The 18307-nt window shown below is 67.0% G+C and carries 14 protein-coding genes; 7 read left to right on the plus strand and 7 right to left on the minus strand.

Annotated elements, in window-relative coordinates:
- The first annotated feature begins 482 nt into the window (after window positions 1-482).
- Genes ACJEIK_RS24430 through ACJEIK_RS24450 form a run of 5 tightly spaced genes read left to right on the plus strand, consistent with a single transcriptional unit; the run spans window position 483 to window position 7729 of the window.
- Entirely contained in the window at window positions 483-1955 is a 1473-nt protein-coding gene (locus tag ACJEIK_RS24430; protein ID WP_212807115.1) for a DUF3375 domain-containing protein, read from the plus strand.
- A complete protein-coding gene (locus ACJEIK_RS24435; RefSeq protein WP_212807116.1) occupies window positions 1948-2613 on the plus strand; it encodes a DUF4194 domain-containing protein in 666 nt (221 codons plus the stop codon). Before ACJEIK_RS24430 ends, ACJEIK_RS24435 begins: the two co-directional genes overlap by 8 nt.
- On the plus strand, window positions 2606-5947 hold the full coding sequence (locus ACJEIK_RS24440) for an ATP-binding protein (RefSeq protein ID WP_061001376.1): 3342 nt from the start codon (window positions 2606-2608) through the stop codon (window positions 5945-5947). Before ACJEIK_RS24435 ends, ACJEIK_RS24440 begins: the two co-directional genes overlap by 8 nt.
- Before the next feature lie 10 nt (window positions 5948-5957).
- Entirely contained in the window at window positions 5958-6743 is a 786-nt protein-coding gene (locus tag ACJEIK_RS24445) for an exodeoxyribonuclease III (protein ID WP_212807117.1), read from the plus strand.
- On the plus strand, window positions 6740-7729 hold the full coding sequence (locus ACJEIK_RS24450; protein ID WP_244872764.1) for an alpha/beta hydrolase: 990 nt from the start codon (window positions 6740-6742) through the stop codon (window positions 7727-7729). Before ACJEIK_RS24445 ends, ACJEIK_RS24450 begins: the two co-directional genes overlap by 4 nt.
- Here ACJEIK_RS24450 and ACJEIK_RS24455 read toward each other — a convergent pair.
- Complete coding sequence (locus tag ACJEIK_RS24455; RefSeq protein ID WP_212807118.1) at window positions 7726-8286, minus strand: TetR/AcrR family transcriptional regulator; 561 nt, start codon at window positions 8284-8286, stop codon at window positions 7726-7728. The genes ACJEIK_RS24450 and ACJEIK_RS24455 overlap by 4 nt on opposite strands.
- Window positions 8287-8400: 114 nt before the next feature.
- Here ACJEIK_RS24455 and ACJEIK_RS24460 point away from each other — a divergent pair, with 114 nt between their 5' ends.
- Window positions 8401-11451, plus strand: coding sequence for an MMPL family transporter (locus tag ACJEIK_RS24460; protein ID WP_406803744.1), 3051 nt, complete (start codon window positions 8401-8403; stop codon window positions 11449-11451).
- A 494-nt stretch (window positions 11452-11945) separates the two neighbouring features.
- Window positions 11946-13406 (plus strand): DUF222 domain-containing protein, encoded by a 1461-nt coding sequence (locus ACJEIK_RS24465; protein ID WP_406803743.1) that lies wholly within the window; start codon window positions 11946-11948, stop codon window positions 13404-13406.
- A 54-nt stretch (window positions 13407-13460) separates the two neighbouring features.
- Here ACJEIK_RS24465 and ACJEIK_RS24470 read toward each other — a convergent pair whose 3' ends face one another.
- From ACJEIK_RS24470 to ACJEIK_RS24495, 6 genes are all read right to left on the minus strand, one after another.
- Window positions 13461-13784 carry a hypothetical protein gene (locus ACJEIK_RS24470; protein ID WP_061004478.1) on the minus strand — a complete coding sequence of 108 codons (324 nt, stop codon included), beginning with the start codon at window positions 13782-13784 and terminating at the stop codon, window positions 13461-13463.
- Between the two features lie 141 nt (window positions 13785-13925).
- The gene (locus ACJEIK_RS24475; RefSeq protein WP_061004476.1) at window positions 13926-14549 is read right to left on the minus strand and encodes a hypothetical protein; all 624 of its coding nucleotides are present in this window, start codon (window positions 14547-14549) and stop codon (window positions 13926-13928) included.
- Window positions 14550-14707: 158 nt separating this feature from the next.
- Entirely contained in the window at window positions 14708-15094 is a 387-nt protein-coding gene (locus tag ACJEIK_RS24480; protein ID WP_061004475.1) for a hypothetical protein, read from the minus strand.
- Between the two features lie 3 nt (window positions 15095-15097).
- Window positions 15098-15868 (minus strand): MerR family transcriptional regulator, encoded by a 771-nt coding sequence (locus ACJEIK_RS24485; protein WP_061004473.1) that lies wholly within the window; start codon window positions 15866-15868, stop codon window positions 15098-15100.
- 9 nt (window positions 15869-15877) lie between these two features.
- Window positions 15878-17362 (minus strand): flavin-containing monooxygenase, encoded by a 1485-nt coding sequence (locus ACJEIK_RS24490; protein ID WP_133427843.1) that lies wholly within the window; start codon window positions 17360-17362, stop codon window positions 15878-15880.
- An 18-nt stretch (window positions 17363-17380) separates the two neighbouring features.
- A complete protein-coding gene (locus ACJEIK_RS24495; protein ID WP_406803036.1) occupies window positions 17381-18301 on the minus strand; it encodes a ferritin-like domain-containing protein in 921 nt (306 codons plus the stop codon).
- Window positions 18302-18307: the final 6 nt, after the last annotated feature.

The following is an 18307-nucleotide window of genomic DNA, read 5'->3' on the forward strand; positions in this document are numbered from 1 at the left end:
CCGCTAACCTTCCGGGCAAATGGCCAGTCGGCAAACCCATTTAGGTCGCTGAGCAATCCCGCTGCGCCACCCCGGAATGCCGGACGGACCAGCCAGATATATTCCGATTAGTCATGCTCAGGCGTGATTTTCGTATCGTGACCGAGACCACATCGCATGATGATCGTGACCGGCATCTCACATCGGCGAAGGCGTTCCTGTGAACTCGGCCGGGACGCCGTAACCCCGCCCGGGGCAAATCAAGCACGAGCCCGAGCGCCGCGCCAACGCGATTGCTGCGGCTGCCCCGACAACAGCCGGCCGCGACGCCGACTGGTGTCCACATGGTGAGACGACATATGGGACCCGTCGTCCCGGGCAATTCCGGCAGCCGTCCCTGCGGGCGCTGCGGAGCACGACCGCCGATGCCCGCCGTCGCTTCGCCAAGTATCTTGGACCGGCGGTGGAACGCACCGACGTGTCAGGCTGGTCAGGGGTTGCGGGTGCAAGAGAATGCGGCGCTGTCGGCCGCCGAGTTGCTCGAACTCAACCGTGACGTTCAGGGCTCGCGCGCGGTGCGGCTGTTGGCCACCAACAATCTCGGCGTCTACGCCACATTGATGGAGCGGCACCTCAGTGACGGCATGATCGCCGAGACCGATCTGGTGGTCCGGCTGGAACGCGACCTGGCGACGCTCGGCGAGACCGACGACCAGCTCGGACAGTCCGGCCTGGCCCTGATCAAGTCGTGGGCCAGCCAGGGCTGGGTGCACCGGGTGACCGAGACGCGCGCCGGCGCGGAACGCAACGTCTGCTATCTGACGCAGGACGCCCGTCGCGCCCTCGACTTCGTGCGCGGCATGCGCCGCGGCGACAGCATCGCCACCGGCGGCTCGATCGCCGGCATCGCGTCCCGCATGCGCCAGATCGCCACCCGTGCCGGCAATGACCCCGACCGCATCCGGGCCGGCATCGAAGCCGAGATCGCCGCGCTGCACCGCGAGCTCGACGAGCTGGAGGCCGGCCTGCGCCCCGAGCCCGACGTCACCGACATGTACGACGAAGCCCGCGCCATCGCGCTGCAGATGGAACGGCTGATCACCGACATCGGCCTCTACGGCACCATGATCGAACAGGCCACGCAGGCGCTGGACGATCCGATCGACACCAACATCGAGTACCGCGACCGGCAGCGCCAGATGTACGCCGACTACCAGGCGGCATGGGATTCTGCGGGCCGCGATTCGCATCGGGCGTTCCTGCGGATGATCAACGACCCCGACCAGCGCGCCGAATTCGAGACCGACATCGCCACCGTGGCGTCGGCGCTCCCCGAGCTGGACCCGGCACTGCGCAAGGTGATGGCCGGGTTCTTCGAGTTGATCGGCCACCAGATCGACGAGGTCGAACGCATCCAGCAGCGCTGCGCGCAGCGGGTCAAGCGGTTCACCGCGTTCGGCACCATGGAGTCCAGCCGAGGCGTGGCCCGCCAGCTCAACGAGGCCATCGGCGCCGCCCGGACACTGCTGAAGTCGTCCCTCACCGACTCCCGGCTGGACATCGAGGTCCCCCTGGCCCGGCACGCGATCAGCTCGATCGGCGCGCTGAGTTTCAAGATCGGCGACCTGTCGGCACCCAAGCCCGCCGAAGCGGCGCAGGGCGACGTCGACCTGTCCACCTTCGCGGCACTGACCACCCAGGTCGATGCGCCCGCGATGTCCGAGATGCTCAACGCCGCGGTCGCGCGACGGCCGGTGTCACTCGCCGAGGCCGTCTCCTTGCTCGATTCGGCATACCTGGGCCACGTCATCGTGTTGTGGTCCTGGGCCCTCAAACAGCCTGGCGGGCAGGGCGGCCCGAGCGACGACACCATGTCGGTGCGCTTCCGGTCGCTCGATGGCCGCGACCGCGAGATCGAGGTGCCCTATCTGATGTTCACCGAGCCTGTTGCCGTGGCGGGAGCCCTTCATGACTGACTCACCCATCGATTTCGCCTCGCTGCCCGAGGTCGACAGCACCAGCCGCGCGGTGCAGCAGCGGCGTCCACGCTTCGACGGCGACGTCAGCGCCATGCCGGACCGAGCCTGCTGGGCATTGCAGCACCTGCTGACCCGCCGCTACATCAGCAGCGAGTCCGACCGAAACATCTACAGCTGGATCCTGGAGTACCGCAACGAATTGTCGGTGCGGCTGTCCGAACTCGACCTGCAGTTGCGCATCTCCGAGGGCGTCGACATCGCGTTCATCGAGCAGGCCCGTTACGAGTCGGCCAAGGGCATCAAGCTGCTGCGCCGCGAGCCGCTGGGCACCTACGACTCGATTCTCGCTCTGCACCTGGCGCAGCTGATGCGCGCCGGCGGCGACCAGAGCTTCCTCATCACCCGTGACGAGATGCATGGCATGTTCAGCGGAGTGCTGAACGAAACCGACTGTGACGCAGTCACTTTCACCGCCCGGATCGATGCCGCCATCGCCCGCCTCACCGGTCTCGACATCCTGCGCCGTAGCCGCGACGACGAGGACAGCTACACCGTGAGCCCCGTCATCACGGCGGTGATGACGGCCTCGGTGATCACCGAGCTGCAGCAGCAGTTCGAACAACTCACCGGCGGAGGTACTGAAGCCGATGTCTGAGCAGTTCCATCTGTCCCGGCTCCAGATCATCAACTGGGGCGTGTTCGACGGTTATCACAGCATCCCGTTCAGCGCCGGCGGCTCACTGGTCGCGGGCGGCTCCGGCAGCGGTAAATCGTCACTGCTGGACGCGATTTCGCTCGGCTTCCTGCCGTTCAACCGGCGCAACTTCAACGCGTCCGGCGACAACACCGCGGCCGGCTCGAGCGCGGGCCGCCGCACCGTCGACAAGTACGTCCGCGGCGCCTGGGGCCAGCGCAGCGAAGCCGGCACCAGCCAGGTCATGTACCTGCGCGGCGAAGGCACCACCTGGTCCGCCGTCGCGGTGACCTACACCAGCAACACGGGCCGCACCATCACGGGCCTGGTGCTCAAATGGCTGACCGGAGAATCGCGTTCGGATTCGTCGAGCCGGTTCGTCATCGGCGACGGCGACCTGGACATCGAGGACGTCTGCAACCGGTGGGCCGCGGGCCGGTTCGATGCCGGCGTGTTCAAGGGTGACGGCTGGCGGTTCACGACCAAGGTCGAGTCGCAGTACCTGGCGCAGCTGTATGCCTCGATCGGTATCCGCGCGTCGGACGCCGCACAGCAGCTGCTCGGCAAGGCCAAGTCCCTGAAAAGCGTTGGTGGGCTTGAGCAGTTCGTCCGCGAGTTCATGCTGGACGAACCGGACAGCCTGGCCCGGCTGCCTGAGGCGCTCAAGCAGATCGATCCGCTGGTCGAGGCCCGGGAACTGCTCGCGGTGGCTCAGCGCAAGCGCAAGATCCTCGGTGACATCGAGGCCATCCAGGTGCGTTACGCCTCCGAGTCGACCGACCTCGGCATCATCGACCTGGTCGACCTGCCGATGGTGCGGGCCTATACCGATCATGTGCGGCTCCGGCACTGCCCCGCGGAGATCGAGACGCTCGATGCGACCATCGACCAGCTGGAGAACGAGAACGCCGACCTGACGCGGCAGCTGAATCTGGCCAAGGCCGAAGGTGATTCGCTCAACGCCCAGATCAACGGCGCATCGGCGAACGTCGGCCCGCTGCAGGCCCAGGTCAATGCCGCCGAAGCGCAGGCCGACGACGTGGCCCGGCGGCGCGCGGCCTACGAGGAGATGGTCGCGGCCCTCGGCGTCGAAGTGCCCGATACGGCCGACGAATTCTGGAACCTGCGCGAGGAACTCACCCGGCAGGCCACCGAGATGCTGGGCAAGCTCGAGTGGGGGCGCGATGCGTCCACCGACGCGGAGTACGCACAGAAGTCGGCGCGGATCCTGCGCGACAACGCGGCCAAGGAACTCAAGCGCGTCGAGCACGTGGGCTCGGCGCTTCCCGAGTCCGCCGTGACGATGCGCGACCACATCTGCGCGGGCGTCGGTATCGACCCCGCCGAACTGCCCTATGTCGCCGAACTTTTCGACTTGCAGCCCGAGCACTCCCGCTGGCGGCTCGCGGTCGAGAAGGTGCTGCGCGGGGTTGGCCTGCGGCTGCTGGTGCCGGATCAGCACTACGCCAAGGTGCTGCGATTCGTCAACGAGACCAACATGCGTGGGCGGCTGGCGCTGCACCACGTGCGAGCCGGCGCCTCGGGACGCGAGGCCGAGCCGAACACGTTGGCGGGCAAGCTGTTCCTGGTCAAGCCGAAGCATCCCTGCGCCGCCGAGGCCGCCGATGTGATCGCCGCGGCCGGTGACCACATCTGCGTGGACACCCCCGACGTGTTCGTGCGCTTCCGCCGCGCCGTCACCGACACGGGTCTCTACAAGGACTCCGATCGGCTGGCCATCAAGGACGACCGGCGTCCGATAAAGCCGTCCGAGTACATCTATCAGGGTGACATCGGCGCCAAACTGGAGGCGCTCCACGCCGAACTCACCGAGGCCGAGGAGGCCTTCAACACCGCCCGGCGGGCCGCGGATGAGATTGCCGCGCAACGGCAACGCTGGCGCGACCGCGCGGCGGCATGCAAGGCCGTCTACGAGCAGTTCCCGCAGTGGAGCCAGATCGACACCGACACCGCCGAGGGCCACGCCGATCGGCTGCGCGAGCAGTACGAGCTGCTGCTGGCCGACCATCCCGACATCGAGGCACTGTCGGCGCGTGCCGAGGAGTGCTGGGTCGACATCCAGACCCTGATGACCCGGCGCGGTGCGATCCAGACGCGGCGCGACGATCTCGACGCCCGCCGGACCAAGCTGATGGATCTGCAGGACCGGCTCTCCCCCGCCGCGGTGTCGGAGCAGGCCACAGATCTGTTGCGCCGCTATGCCGCTGAGGTCCCGGTGCCGCTGGAACTGCTCAACCCCGAGCCGCACCGCGAGGCGCTGTTCGCGGCCATCCGCCGCGAACGCGACCAGCTCACCGAGAGCCGCCGGCGCTCCTACGAGGAGCTGTCGCGCATCGTCGCGACGTTCGACGCGTCGTTCCCGGATGCGATTCCGAACGACTCGGACGATTTCGACGAGCGCATCTACGACTACGTCGCGGTCTGCCGTCACATCGACGAGCGCGAGTTGCCCGACGCCTACGACCGCATGATGCGACTGATCACCGAGCAGGCGCCCGACGCGATCCTGACGCTGCACCGCGTCGCCGAGCAGGAGACCCGGCGGATCAGCGAGCAGATCGAGCGCGTCAACACCGGTCTGGGGGCGGTGGAATTCAACCGCGGCACCCGGCTGACGCTGCGCGCCAACCCGCGCAGCATGGCGGCGGTGTCCGAGCTGACCGACATCGTCAAGGCCATCTCCCGGCGCATCGCCGAGGTCGGCCTGGGCGACAAGAAGGCGATCCTCGAGCAGTACGCCGACATCCTGCGGTTGCGAAACCGCCTGGCGGGCAACAACCCCGAGGACCGCGCCTGGACCCGCGATGCGCTCGACGTGCGGAACCGGTTCACGTTCGACTGCGCCGAGTGGGACGTCGCCAGCGGCGAACTGATCCGCACGCACAGCAACGCCGGTGACAACTCCGGTGGCGAGCAGGAGAAGCTGATGGCCTTCTGCCTGGCCGGAGCGCTCAGCTTCAACCTGGCCAATCCCGAAAGCGGCGACAACAAGCCGGTTTTCGCGCAGCTGATGCTCGATGAGGCGTTCTCCAAGTCCGACCCGCAGTTCGCCTCGCAGGCGTTGCAGGCGTTCCGCAAGTTCGGCTTCCAGCTGGTGATCGTCGCGACGGTGCAGAACGCCACCACCATTCAGCCCTACATCGACGGCGTGGTGATGGTGTCCAAGTCCGAGGCCACCGGCCGCAATGCCCGACCGGTCGCGAACGTCGCCACCAAGACCATCACCGACTTCACCGCCCTACGTCGGGAACTGAAAGTCCCCGAGCCTGTCTGATCGGAGCGTCATGCGTATCGCCACCTGGAACGTCAACTCCATCCGCACCCGGGTCGACCGGGTCACGGACTGGCTGTCCCGCGCGGACGTGGACGTGCTCGCCATGCAGGAGACCAAGTGCAAGGACGAGCAGTTCCCGACGATGCCGTTCGCGGCACTCGGTTACGAGGTTGCGCACGTCGGGCACAGCCAGTGGAACGGCGTGGCGATCGCGTCCCGCGTCGGAATCGAGGACGTGCAGATCGGCTTCGACGGCCAACCGCAGTGGCAGGACGCCGACGAGGCGCGTGCCATCGGCGCCACCTGCGGCGGGGTCCGGTTGTGGAGTCTGTACGTGCCCAATGGCCGGACGCTGGAAGACCCGCACCTGCCCTACAAGCTGAAATGGCTTTCCGCCCTGCGGGATACCGCGACCGGCTGGCTGGCCGACGATCCGTCGTTGCCGTTGGCCCTGATGGGCGACTGGAACATCGCGCCGACCGATGAGGACGTCTGGGACATGGCGGTGTTCGCGAACTCGACGCACGTCTCCGAGCCGGAGCGCGCGGCGTTCCGCGCCATCAACGACGCCGGCTTCGCGGACGTGGTCCGCCCGTTCACCCCGGGTCCGGGCGTCTACACCTACTGGGACTACACGCAGCTGCGGTTCCCCAAGAAGCAGGGCATGCGCATCGACTTCGTGCTCGGCTCACCGGAATTCGCGGCGCGCGTCACGCACGGCGAGATCGTTCGCGAGGAACGAAAAGGCAAGCAGCCCAGTGATCACGCGCCGGTGCTGGTGGAGTTGGCGCCGTGAGCGCGGTCATTCACGCCACCGAGCCGGCCAGCCTACGCGCGCGCATCATTCACTTCTTCGCGTCATTGCTGTTGGCCCGCATCCTGATTCGCGCGCTGACCACGGCGGAGTACGAGGCGACGTCACAGCGGATCGTGCGGGTGGGACGCAACGTCAACAAGTTGGCCAGCCTGCAGCGTCGTCGGCCACCGCGCGGCTTCCGATTGGTCGCCGAGAACTGGAGCGGCCTGCCGGTCGAGTGGGTTTCGCCGTCCGACCTCGACGCGCCCATCACCGACGGGGTCATCCTGTATTTCCACGGCGGCGGGTTCGTCCTCGGCGATCTGAACACCCACCTGCGCGCCGTCGCGGCGCTCTCGCGCATCACGCGATTGCCGTTGGTACACATCGAATATCGGCAGTACCCCGAGGTGGACCTGGAGACGACCGTCCAGGACTGTCTGGGCGCTTACCGCCACCTGCTGAGTCTGGGCGTCGATCCGGCCAAGGTGGTCCTCGCCGGTGACTCGGCCGGCGGATTCCTGGCGTTCGCGACCGCGCAGCAGGCCCCGAAGCACGGGCTCCCGAGTCCCGCAGGGGTGGTCGGCATTTCGCCTCTACTGGAATTGGACAACGCCGCACGCACTGCGCATTCGACCGCGGCGACGGACGTCTTCGGGATCGCCGCCGGCTTCCCGGTCATCACCGAACGCATCTGTCCCGCCGGCAATCTCGACGAATTGGAGCCGGTTTCCGGTCCGATGGATTCGATGCCGCCGTCGCTGATCGTCGCCTCCGAGACGGAGTCACTGCTGTGCGACGCCGAGCGGATGCAGGACAAACTGCACGAGGCCGGGCGCAAGTGCGATGTCGCGGCGTGGCCCAGTCAGGTCCACGCGTTCCCGGCCATATTCCCCGGGCTGCCGGAGAGCCGCCGGGCCTACGCTCGCATGGCCAGTTTCATCGCCGACTGCCTGTCCGGCACAGCCCCGGCAAAGTCCGCCTAATTCAGGTACTGCTCCACCGACTCGACAAGCGCCGCCTCCACACGGCGTAGCGGCACGTCCGACTTGGTCGCCTGCGCCATGACGATGGCGCCCTCCACCGCGGCGACCGTCAGCGTCGCCTGGCGAGCGGCGTCATCGGCTGACAACCCCGCGGTTTCGAGCCCGGCGGCAATTCGACGCTCCCAGTCCAGGAAGACCTCACCGGCGGCGTCGGCGGCCGCCGGCGCCTCGCTGCGGCCGAGTGCAGCAGCGACGATCGGGCAGCCCACTTCGAAGTCGCCGCCGGCCAGGTTCGCAATCCACATCTCGATGAACGCCCGGACCGCCCCTACCGGCCCTCGTTCTCCGATCAGTCGGTCGATGCCGTCGGCCAGCGTGTTGCCGGCCGTCACGGTCGCATCGGCGACGAGTTCCGCCTTGCCGCCCGGGAAATTCAGGTAGAGCGAACGGCGCGCGGCACCACTGCGTTCGAGTAACTGGCTGAGCCCCGTCGCCGCGACGCCTTGGCGCCGAATCAGATCGATGGCTGTGACGACGAGCCGATCGCGGGCACTCATGTGACGTAACTCCCTGTCTTTCAGCATTTTTTGTACACCAGTCGGTCTACTACCGTCTGCCTCCAATAGTAGACCGAACGGTGTAGTTCTGGTCTCGAATCGGAGGGGATCCGGGTGGGACACAACAGCAGGTTTTTCGCCGCCACCAGCCGTTTCTGTGCCAAATGGGCATGGCTCGTCATCGGCTTCTGGGTAGCGCTCGCCGGAATCCTCAACGTCGCCATCCCCCAGCTCGAGCAGACCGTCTCCGAGCATTCCGCGCCGTTCATGCCGGCGAACATCAAGGCCGCGCAGACGCTGCGCGAGATGTCGGACGCCTTCGGTGTCCCGCGGTCCTCGGCCGTCGGCAGCGTCGTGCTGGTCGACGAGAAGGGCATCAATGCGGCCGACGAAGCCCTCTACCGCGACATCGTCGCCACCTTGCAGCGCGACACCACCAACGTCGCCTACGTGCTCGACACCTACGACAATCCGCAACTGCGCGACATCGCGCTGAGCCCCGACCACAAGGCGATCAACCTCGTCCTGGCCGGCACCGGCGACGTCGGGTCCACCAAGGCGCACAAGAACACCATCGCGATCCGCGACCAGCTGCACGCCCTGCCCACACCGCCCGGAGTCGGGGTTTACCTCACCGGGCCGTCACCAACATTGGCCGATCTTTTCAGCGCCATGGACTTTTCGCTGCTGATCATCACCGCGGTGTCTGTCCTGCTGATCACCTTGGTGCTGCTGATGGTCTATCGGTCGCTGGCCACTGCCATGGTGCCGTTGCTGACCATCGGCATCGCACTCGGCGTGGCCCGCCCGATCGTGTCCCTGCTGGGTATGGCTGGGGTACTTACCGTTTCGAACTTCACCATCTCGCTGATGACCGCGATGCTGCTCGGCGCCGCCACCGACTACGCGATCTTCATCCTGGCCGGCTATCACGAAGCCCGGCGTAGCCAGGTGCCCGTCATCGACGCGATAGCGCAAGCCGGACAGCGGGTTTCGGGCATCCTGATCGCCTCGATGCTGACCATCGCGGCGGCCGCCACAGCCATGGGATTCACCGAACTCGGCATGTTCAAGGCCACCGGCCCACCGATCGCCATCGCGATCGTCGTCGGACTGGCCGTCTCGATGTCCCTGCCCTACGCCCTGCTGTCGCTCCTCGGCAAGCGCGGACTGGCCGAACCGCGCCCCCTCAACGACCGCCGGTGGCGCCGCATCGGATCCACCATGATCCGCCGGTCGGGCGTGCTGGTGGCCGCTTCGCTGGTGCTGTTGCTCAGCGCCGCAATGGTTCTGACCACGTTCCGGGTGAACTTCGACGAGAACGCCATGCAGCTCGACGACACCGAGAGCTCCCTCGGCTACGAAAAGACCTACGCCCACTGGGGCGTCAACGAGGCGGCGCCGGAATACCTGATCGTCTCGGCCGACCATGACATGCGGAACACCGACGATCTGGCCGCGCTCGACCGTGTCGCGGGCCGCCTCGCCGGGATGCCCGAGATCGCCTATGTCCGCTCCATGACGCGGCCGGCCGGAAAGCAGTTGCCGCAGACCACCATCGGCTACCAGGCCGGGATCGTGGCCGACCGGCTCGGCGATGCCAAGAACCAGGTCAACAAGGCGGTTCCCGACATTCACCGGCTGGACTCCGGTGCGGCCCAGCTGCGCGACGGCGCTGCCTCCGCGGTGACCCAGATTCCCCAATTGGTTTCCGGTATCAGGCAGGTGACCGGGCTGGCCCATCAGGTACTCGACGGGTACCAGGCCGCCGGCGCCGGGCTGTCCACGCTCACCGACGGCACGGTGGACGTCCGTTCGGCGTTGGCCGATCTCAGTTCCTCCACCGGCTTGCTCGACGCGGCATTGCAGGCCATCGACGGCAACGCGCAGGTCGCCGATGCCGGCCGGCTGGTGAGTTCGGCGCTCGGCTCCGCGCTGGATCCGCAACCCGGCCCCGACTGCCTGATGAACCCCGTGTGCAGCCGGGCCCGCGCGGACATCGCCGACCTCGACGCCATCTCCAACGGCGCGGTCAGCCGCGCGCTGCTGCAGGCCCAGCGGCTCTCTGCCGTCCCGCAAGTGACCGTCGAGAAGGTGCGGGCCGCCGAGCCCGCCATCCGAAATGCGTTGGCCACGTTGCAGAAAATGGTGTCGAATCTGCCCGGTGGTTCGCCGACCCAGGCCCGCACCCAGTTGGCCGAACTCGTGCGCGGCGCCGATCAGCTCAGCGCCGGGATGACCCGGCTGGCCGTCGGGCTCGACCAGGTCAAGGGCGGCGTGGACCAGGTGGTCACCATGTCAGGGCGCCTCACCGACGGGCTCGGCCAGGCGACGGACTACCTGACGACCTTGAGCACTCACACCGGCGACGGGCCGGCATCGGGCTTCTACCTTCCGCCGCAGGGCTTTTCCGACCCGGCCTTCCGGGCCGCACAGGACCTGCTGTTCGCCCCCGACGGCAAGACGGCGCGGATGCTTGTCATCTGGAAGATCAACCCGTACAGCGCCCAGGCCCTCGACGCCTCCCGCGCGCTGGCGCCGGCGGCGACCGAGGCCGCAGCCGGAACCTCTTTGCAGACAGCACGTTTCGCCAGCACCGGCTTGGCGTCGCTGTCGGCAGACATGCGTGACCAGGTGTGGCATGACTTCGCCGTCTACGGCATCGTCGCGATCCTCGGTGTGCTGCTGGTGTTGATCGCGCTGCTGCGCAGCATCGCCGCGCCGGTGTTCATGGTCGCGGTCGTGACGTTGTCGTTCGCCGCCGCTTCCGGATTCAGCGTCCTGGTGTGGCAGCACATCCTCGGCGTCGACATCGACTGGTCGGTGTTCCCGGTGTCCTTCATGGCGCTCATCGCCGTCGGCGCGGACTACAGCATGCTCTTCGCCGCCCGCATCCGCGAAGAGTCGGGTGACGGCATGATCCGCGGCATCATGCGCAGCTTCGGCAGCACCGGCAGCGTCATCACCACCGCCGGCATCGTCTTCGCGCTCACCATGTTCGCGCTGATGACCGGGCGCGTGATCAACCTGCTGCAGATCGGATTCACCATCGGCATCGGCCTGCTGATCGACATCACCCTGGTGCGCACCGTGCTGGTGCCCGCCGCGATGGCCATGATCGGCAACCGCATCTGGTGGCCGAGTAAGCCGAGCGCGCACCCGTAGGGAATCGTCGACGATTAGATCGGCTCGGTGGTTCTGGCCGAGCCCATCCCGACTCGGGCCGCCCGGGGTCACCGGTCGGCGCTGCGATCCTTGACGGTTAGGTGTGCTCGGTAGTTCGGGCCGACCCGCCCCGACTCGGCCCCACGGTTCGCGCGTGATCCTCGGTGGTTAGGTGTGCTCGATGGTTCTGGCCGTGCCCATCCCGACTGGGCTGCCGGGGTCTCCGGTCCGCGCTGCGATCCTCGACGGTTAGGTGGGCTAATCGGCGCCTGCCCCCTGGCGGTCGCGGTCCCGGATTCTTCGGTGGGCCGTCCACCGGCGGTCCGCTCCAAGGCCTCGATAACTAGCTGACCCAACCGTCGACGATCCCTGCCCGCGCTGCCTGCCCGTGCCAATCCTGCTGCGGCCCTTCTGTTTAGGTGCCCTAACCGTCGTCGATGGGTCGCGTCCGCGACGGCCGATTCGTGTCGGTGGGCGGGTATACATTCGAACGTATGAGCGAATTAGATGGTGATCCCCACGCCGCGGCCGCGGCGGTCGACGCGATCACCCTGGCCACCCGGCAAGAGAACGCCGCCGGCGCCCGCCGCCTGGGGGCGATCGGTGACCTGTGGGCGCTGCGGGCCCCCGACGACGACATCGAGAAACGGTATTGGGCGATCGACGGCTATGCCGGGCTGGTCGTCGAGGTCGCCGCCGCGTTGGGGATATCGCGTAAGCGGGCCCAAGCCCAGGTGGACCGGGCGGTGACGCTCCGCACCCGCCTGCCCAAAGTGGCGGCCGTCTACGCCAACGGCCTGATCGATGCGGTGATGGTCGCCATGATCGTCGCCCGCACCGACCTGATCATCGACGACGACGTCGCCGGGCAGGTCGATGCCGACCTGGCCGCCAAGATCGTGGCCTGGGGTCGGTTGTCGAAACCGAAAATGGAACAGCGCATCGACGCCATCATCGCCGCGTCCGACCAGGCCGGGGTCCACGCCCCCAGGCCCCCGTCGCAGGCCCGCTACCTCGACATCCGCGCCTGCGGCCCCGGCGCGGCCAGCATCTGCGGCACGGTAGACGCGGCGACCGCCGCCGTGCTCGACGCCGCCATCGACGACCTCGCCAAGAGCGTGTGCCGCAACGATCCGCGCTCCCATGATCAGCGCCGCGCCGCCGCCATCGACGCCCTGGCCCGCGGGCAGCGCCTGGCCTGCCAATGCGACAACCCGGACTGCCCCGCCGCCGCGGCCGCCATGGGGGAACTGCCGGCGCAGACCGTCGGCACCCGCGCGGTCATCCACGTCATCGCCACACCGGAGGCAGTGAACGGGCAGGCCCCAGGATTCCTGCCCGGGTACGGGCAGATCCCCGCCGAGCAGATCGCCCGCCTCGCCGACGGCGCGACCATCCGCGAGGTCGAGATCCCGCCGGATGCGGCCGAGCCCCGCTACCGTCCGTCGGCCAAGCTGGCGGAGTTCGTCCGCTGCCGAGACCTGACCTGCCGATTCCCCGGCTGCGACCGGCCCGCGCAAGCCTGCGACCTCGACCACACCGTCCCCTACCCGGCCGGGCCGACGCACCCGTCAGACCTCAAATGCCTGTGCCGATTCCACCACCTACTCAAAACATTCCACGGCTGGACCGACCACCAATACCCCGACGGCACCGTCGTCTGGGTCGCCCCCACCGGACACACCTACATCACCAAACCCGAAGGCGCCCACTGGTACCCACAACTGGCCACACCCACCGGAACACCCACAATCACCGAACAACCACCACGAACCCCCGGCCGCGGCCACTGCATGCCCAAACGCAAACGCACCCGCGCCCAAGAACGCCAACAACTCATCAACCAAGCACGCATGATCAACGAAGAAACCATCGCCAGCGAAGAATGGCACCGATACCGCGAACTCGAAATGGCCCGCGCCGCAGAGGAATGGGATGAACCCGCACCCTTCTGAGCACGGAAGGCGGCAGCCCACAACGGGTTTCACCGTCATCAGCTACGCCGAGTGCTACGGGCACCCCAGGAACTGGCAGGTCGCGTTGGTGTTCTCGCCCGCGACGGTGCGGTAGTGGGGGTGGCCGCCGTACCAGCCGTCTTCGGCGGTCATGCCGACGACCTGGGGCGGCATTCCGCGGTGTACCAAGTTGTATCGATGGCAGGTCGTCCAGTCCCAGTCGACCTCGGTGAAGCCTCCGGGGACCGGCTGGCCCGGACACCAGGTGCCCGAGGAGGGTTCTGCCTGGGCAGTGCCGGCACTCAACCCGAAAGCGGCCAGACTCATCCCGCCGGACAACAGTGCCGCCGCGGCCAGTCGTGCGATTCGTCGCGTCATGTGAACTCACCTGTCTCTGCTGCTGATTGGTGAAGGAAGCATGCAGCCCGACGCTTGGCAGATTCTTGGCTTGCCCCCCCACGGGGCAGCCGAACACGACCCGGCACCGGTCCGGTCCCCGGGTCGGTTCGGCGCCTGCGGCTAAACCAGTTCCGGCACCCGCAGGTGAGCGAAGGCCACGTCGAACTCGGCCTCGTCCAGCTCGGCCGCACCGGTTTCCTTCATGCGCATCTGCTTCATCGTGCGCGCGCCATCCCGGTTGCGCTCCATGGCTTCTCGGCTGTCGAACGTCGTGCAGGCCACGCCGCGTCCGGTGTTCCGATTGACCAGCAGGCTGGTGCTGCAGAAGCCCTCGAGCGCCTCACTGTCGGGGACGATGTTCATCTTGAAATGCTCGATGGCGGCGTCGGCGTGGGCCGGGTCGACATGTCCCCACGTAACCCGCGCGCACGCGCCCTCGGGCATCTGGCGAGCGCGGTGCAATATCGCGATGTCCCACTCGTCAACGGTCGGGGCGCCGCCACTGAACATCTGGGTCGCCTTTTCGCGAATCGGCCGAACCTGCTCGGCGACGGCGTTCATCGCGTCCTGGGACTCCCACGCGGTCACCACGATGCACCGGCCGGACTCCCGGTCGGTGAGCAGCGACATGCCGACGAACCCGTCGAGACCTTGGAGTTGGGGCATCACTTCATCGCGGAGGTGAGCCACTCCCGAGTCGATAGCCGAGGGTTGTGCGTTGATAGTGGTAGAGCGTGCGTACACGGCCCACCCCCTCTATATCGGGGCAGCGCCCCAGCGGCGCCGCCGGTCCACCGATATACGTTCCTCCGATGTTCGGCGGGTGGCAATAGCCGATCGACACGGGTCTCGATATTGACGAGTGAGGACAAATTCCGTTCTGCGAGAACAGGAATTGACGACTAGCTTCGTTTTACGCCGGGAAGCCGGTCGACGAGCCAGCCCAGCCGGGCCACCGTGGTATCGAGCGGCTCCACGACTTCGGCGAGCCGCTTCAGGCTCGGCAGGGTCGCCGCGATGGAGTTGGCACCGTGGGCGATCTTCTCGGCAGACGTGTCGATGCCGGCCGCGGCCTCGGTCAACGTGGTGATCTGGCTGGCGATCAGTTCCGCATGCCGGTCGATGCCCGCTGCGCTCTCGCTCAGGGCGGCGATGTTGTCGGCGATGAACTGCGCGGACTTCCGGAGTTCGGCGACATCGTCCATCAATGCGAACACCGCTTGGACGAGGGTCTTCGGCCCGCGCTTGCGTTTGCCGGAGGAAGCCTCAGCTCCGTCTGCCTGCGCCATGACTCACGCCTTCCGTTCGACAGGAGCCCCCTTGTCCTTGGCCTCCTGCTGGTACTGCCGCAGCTCGGCTCGCACCGCTTCATCTAACGCGCGGTCAAGGCTAGCGTGGGCAGAACGGCGGGATACACGGCGCATGGCATCGATCAGGTCGGCGGCCCAGGCAAGTTCGACGTCGTTGCTGGGGTACCAGCCCGTCCCCCGCTGCCGGACCACCTCGGTGTGCCCGGCCCGGGTCATGGCCCGGGCCGCTTCGTCGAGCTTCTTGTCGACCGCGGTGGTGGTCTTGAGGATCGCCGCCAACGGCATCCCGCGGGAGATGAGCCTGGCGAAGTCGTCGATAACCCGCCGGTCAGGTACCAGGTAGGCATCCTTGTCGTCCGTCGGCTCGATGATCCGGCCGGCGACGAGCCGTCGCAGCGTCGCGCCGTCGAGCCGGCCCAGCGCCATCTCCAGCTCTTGGCGCGTCATGGTCTGCGCCTCGGGGTTCGACCACGGCGAGATCACCAACTCCTCGAGCTCGGCGAGGTCCAGCACCTCGACGAGCCCCTCACCGCGCTGCAGGCCGGTGAGGAACTTCAGGATGTGCTTGACGGTGAAGCCCTCGCTGAGCAGCCGGACGATCGCCTGCAACTGGCTCAGGTGCCGATCGGTATAGATCGCGACCCGGCCCCGGCGCTGGGGCCGGGGCAGCAGGCCGTTCTCCTGGTAGACGCGGACGTTCCGGGTTGTCGTCCCCGCTTCGCGCGCGAGGTCGTCGATCCGGTACTCAGCCACCAGCGGATTCTATGCGGTCAGGACCGACGCACCGCTGGTCTGTTCAGCAGTGATCTTGAAGTCGTGCAGATTGACCGCCTTCAACTGGTTGACGTACTGGGTGGCGAACCCCGGGAACATCGTCGCGTTGAAGCCGTCCTCGGTGAGGTACCAGCTCTGGCAGCCTGAGTTCCACGTGGTGGACTGCAGCCGCTGCTGGATGTCCTCGTTGTAGCGTGCCTGCACCTCGGGACGCACGTCGAGCGACTTCCACCCGAACTGCAGCAGCTTGGATATCGCCTCGACGATGTAGTCGATCTGCGCCTCCATGTACACCAGCGCGGAGCTGTGTCCGGGGCCGGAGTTGGGTCCGAAGGTGAAATACAGGTTGGGGTAACCGGATACCGCGACGCTGCGGTAGGCGTACGCGCCCCGGCTCCATTCCGTGGCGAGCTCCCGGCCGTCGATGCCGATGACGGGGAACGGGGTGCCGGCCTTGGACACCTCGAAACCGGTGGCGAACACGATGGCGTCGAACTGGTGCTCGATGCCTTCGACGGTCCGGATTCCCTTGGGCGACAACCGGGCAATGGGCCAGGTGACGAGCTTGCAGTTGTCGGCCTGCAGCGCCGGGTAGTAGTCGGCGGTCATCAGCAGTCGCTTGCAGCCGGCTGAGAAGTCCGGGGTCAGCTGGCGGCGCAGCCACGGGTCCTTCACCTGCCGGCGCAGGTTCGCCAGGCTCAGGGCTTCGACCACCCGGGTGAACGGGCTGTCCCACACCACACCGAGCGCCACCGACTCATGGCCCCAGAACCACGCCGAACGCATCAGCTTCTCGGCGAGCGGCACGTCCTTGTAGATCCGCTTCATCCAGCCGCTGGTGGCTCCGTTTATCCGCGGGATCACCCAGCCCGGCGTGCGCTGGAACACCTTGACCGACTTGGCGACCTTGATAAGTTCCGGGACGATCTGCACGCCGCTGGCGCCGGTACCGATGACGGCGACCTTCTTGCCGGTGAAGTCGTAGTCGTGATCCCAACGGGCGCTGTGGATCTTGTGGCCTTCGTAGGTTTCGATGCCCTCGATCTTCGGGAAGCTGGCGTTCGCCAGCGGCCCCGAGGCGACGATGACGGTGCGTGCCTGCACCGGTTCACGACCCTCGAAGTTGACGGTCCACTCCCCCGCCACCTCGTCGTACTCCACACCGGTGACGTTGTGGCCGAACCGGATATGCGGTGCGATACCGAACGACTCGACCATGCTGTCGATGTACCCGAGGATCTCGTCGCTACCGGAGTAGGTGTGCGACCAGTCCGGGTTCGGCGCGAAGCTGTAGGAGTACAGGCGCGACGGAATGTCGCACGCCGCACCGGGATACGTGTTGTCACGCCAGGTGCCGCCGACGCGGGTGCCGCGTTCGAAGATCTCGAAATCGGTGATGCCCTGGTCTTTGAGCCGGATGGCGGCGCCGATGCCAGCGAAGCCGGCGCCGATGATGGCTGTTGAGATAGTCACGGTGATAGTTCCTCTTGCTTACGCGACCGGCTCATAGGTCAGCTCGTCCGACCACGTCGGCGTGTACTTCACCAGCGGCATCGGGATGGCGCCGGTGACCACCACCAGCGAATCGGCGAGCCAGTGGTACTTCGAGGTCCGGTCGATCACCTTCTTGGCATGCCACGAGATGAACCGGTACATGGGTACCCGGCGCACGAAAGCGCTTCGCTCACCGACACTTTGGAACCGGCGCATCGCCTGGTACAGACGTTCCTCGTTGACGCCCATGGCCACGATGTTGTCGCGCATCTTGTTGAGCAGGGGGAAGTAGCTCAGCGTGCCGACGATCAGCGCCGGGTTCATCCAGCTGCCGACGAAGTCGACGACCAGCTTGCGCATGTCGGCGTGGCCGAGGATGTCCATGACCTCGAAGTCGACCGCGAGGTGCCGGGATTCGTCGGAGTTGATGCGCTTGAAAACCTCCTGCGCCACCGGATCTTTGACCTCATCGGTGATGAATTTGATGAGTGCCCCGTCGAGCGCCACCTCCAGCATGGGGATGACGGTGCCAAGGATCGACAGCGACATGCCGTCGGAGAACTTGTCGAGCCAGGTGATCACCAGCTGCACATTGACGCTCGGCGGCGGGACCTCGTCGTTCTCGAGCATGCCCCAGCGCCGCATCAGGGCCAGCTCGGCATTGGCGTGCTTCTGCTCCTCGGCGTGGAAGTGCTCATAGATGCTCTTGAGCGTCGGGGTCGGGGCCTTCCGCGCCAGCGCGGCGAAGCCACGGGCGCCGACGTTCTCGATCCACATCAGATCGGTCATGAACGGCTTGAGCTTGGCCCACAGCTCGGGCTCGATCAGCTCGGCACCCGGTGCGTCCCAGTCGATGTCGGCCAGGGCCCACTGCTTGTCCTTGATGCGCTGCAGCATCTCGTCGAGATCCATTGCCATGATGGG

Source organism: Mycobacterium sp. SMC-16, assembly GCF_046250085.1.
Classification (GTDB): domain Bacteria; phylum Actinomycetota; class Actinomycetes; order Mycobacteriales; family Mycobacteriaceae; genus Mycobacterium; species Mycobacterium phocaicum.

Coding starts and splice junctions, on each gene's coding strand:
- ACJEIK_RS24435 (WP_212807116.1), top strand. CDS start 1,948: ATGACTGACTCACCCATCGATTTCGCCTCGCTGCCCGAGGTCGACAGC.
- ACJEIK_RS24440 (WP_061001376.1), top strand. CDS start 2,606: ATGTCTGAGCAGTTCCATCTGTCCCGGCTCCAGATCATCAACTGGGGC.
- ACJEIK_RS24445 (WP_212807117.1), top strand. CDS start 5,958: ATGCGTATCGCCACCTGGAACGTCAACTCCATCCGCACCCGGGTCGAC.
- ACJEIK_RS24455 (WP_212807118.1), bottom strand. CDS start 8,286: ATGAGTGCCCGCGATCGGCTCGTCGTCACAGCCATCGATCTGATTCGG.
- ACJEIK_RS24465 (WP_406803743.1), top strand. CDS start 11,946: ATGAGCGAATTAGATGGTGATCCCCACGCCGCGGCCGCGGCGGTCGAC.
- ACJEIK_RS24470 (WP_061004478.1), bottom strand. CDS start 13,784: ATGACGCGACGAATCGCACGACTGGCCGCGGCGGCACTGTTGTCCGGC.
- ACJEIK_RS24480 (WP_061004475.1), bottom strand. CDS start 15,094: ATGGCGCAGGCAGACGGAGCTGAGGCTTCCTCCGGCAAACGCAAGCGC.
- ACJEIK_RS24495 (WP_406803036.1), bottom strand. CDS start 18,301: ATGGCAATGGATCTCGACGAGATGCTGCAGCGCATCAAGGACAAGCAG.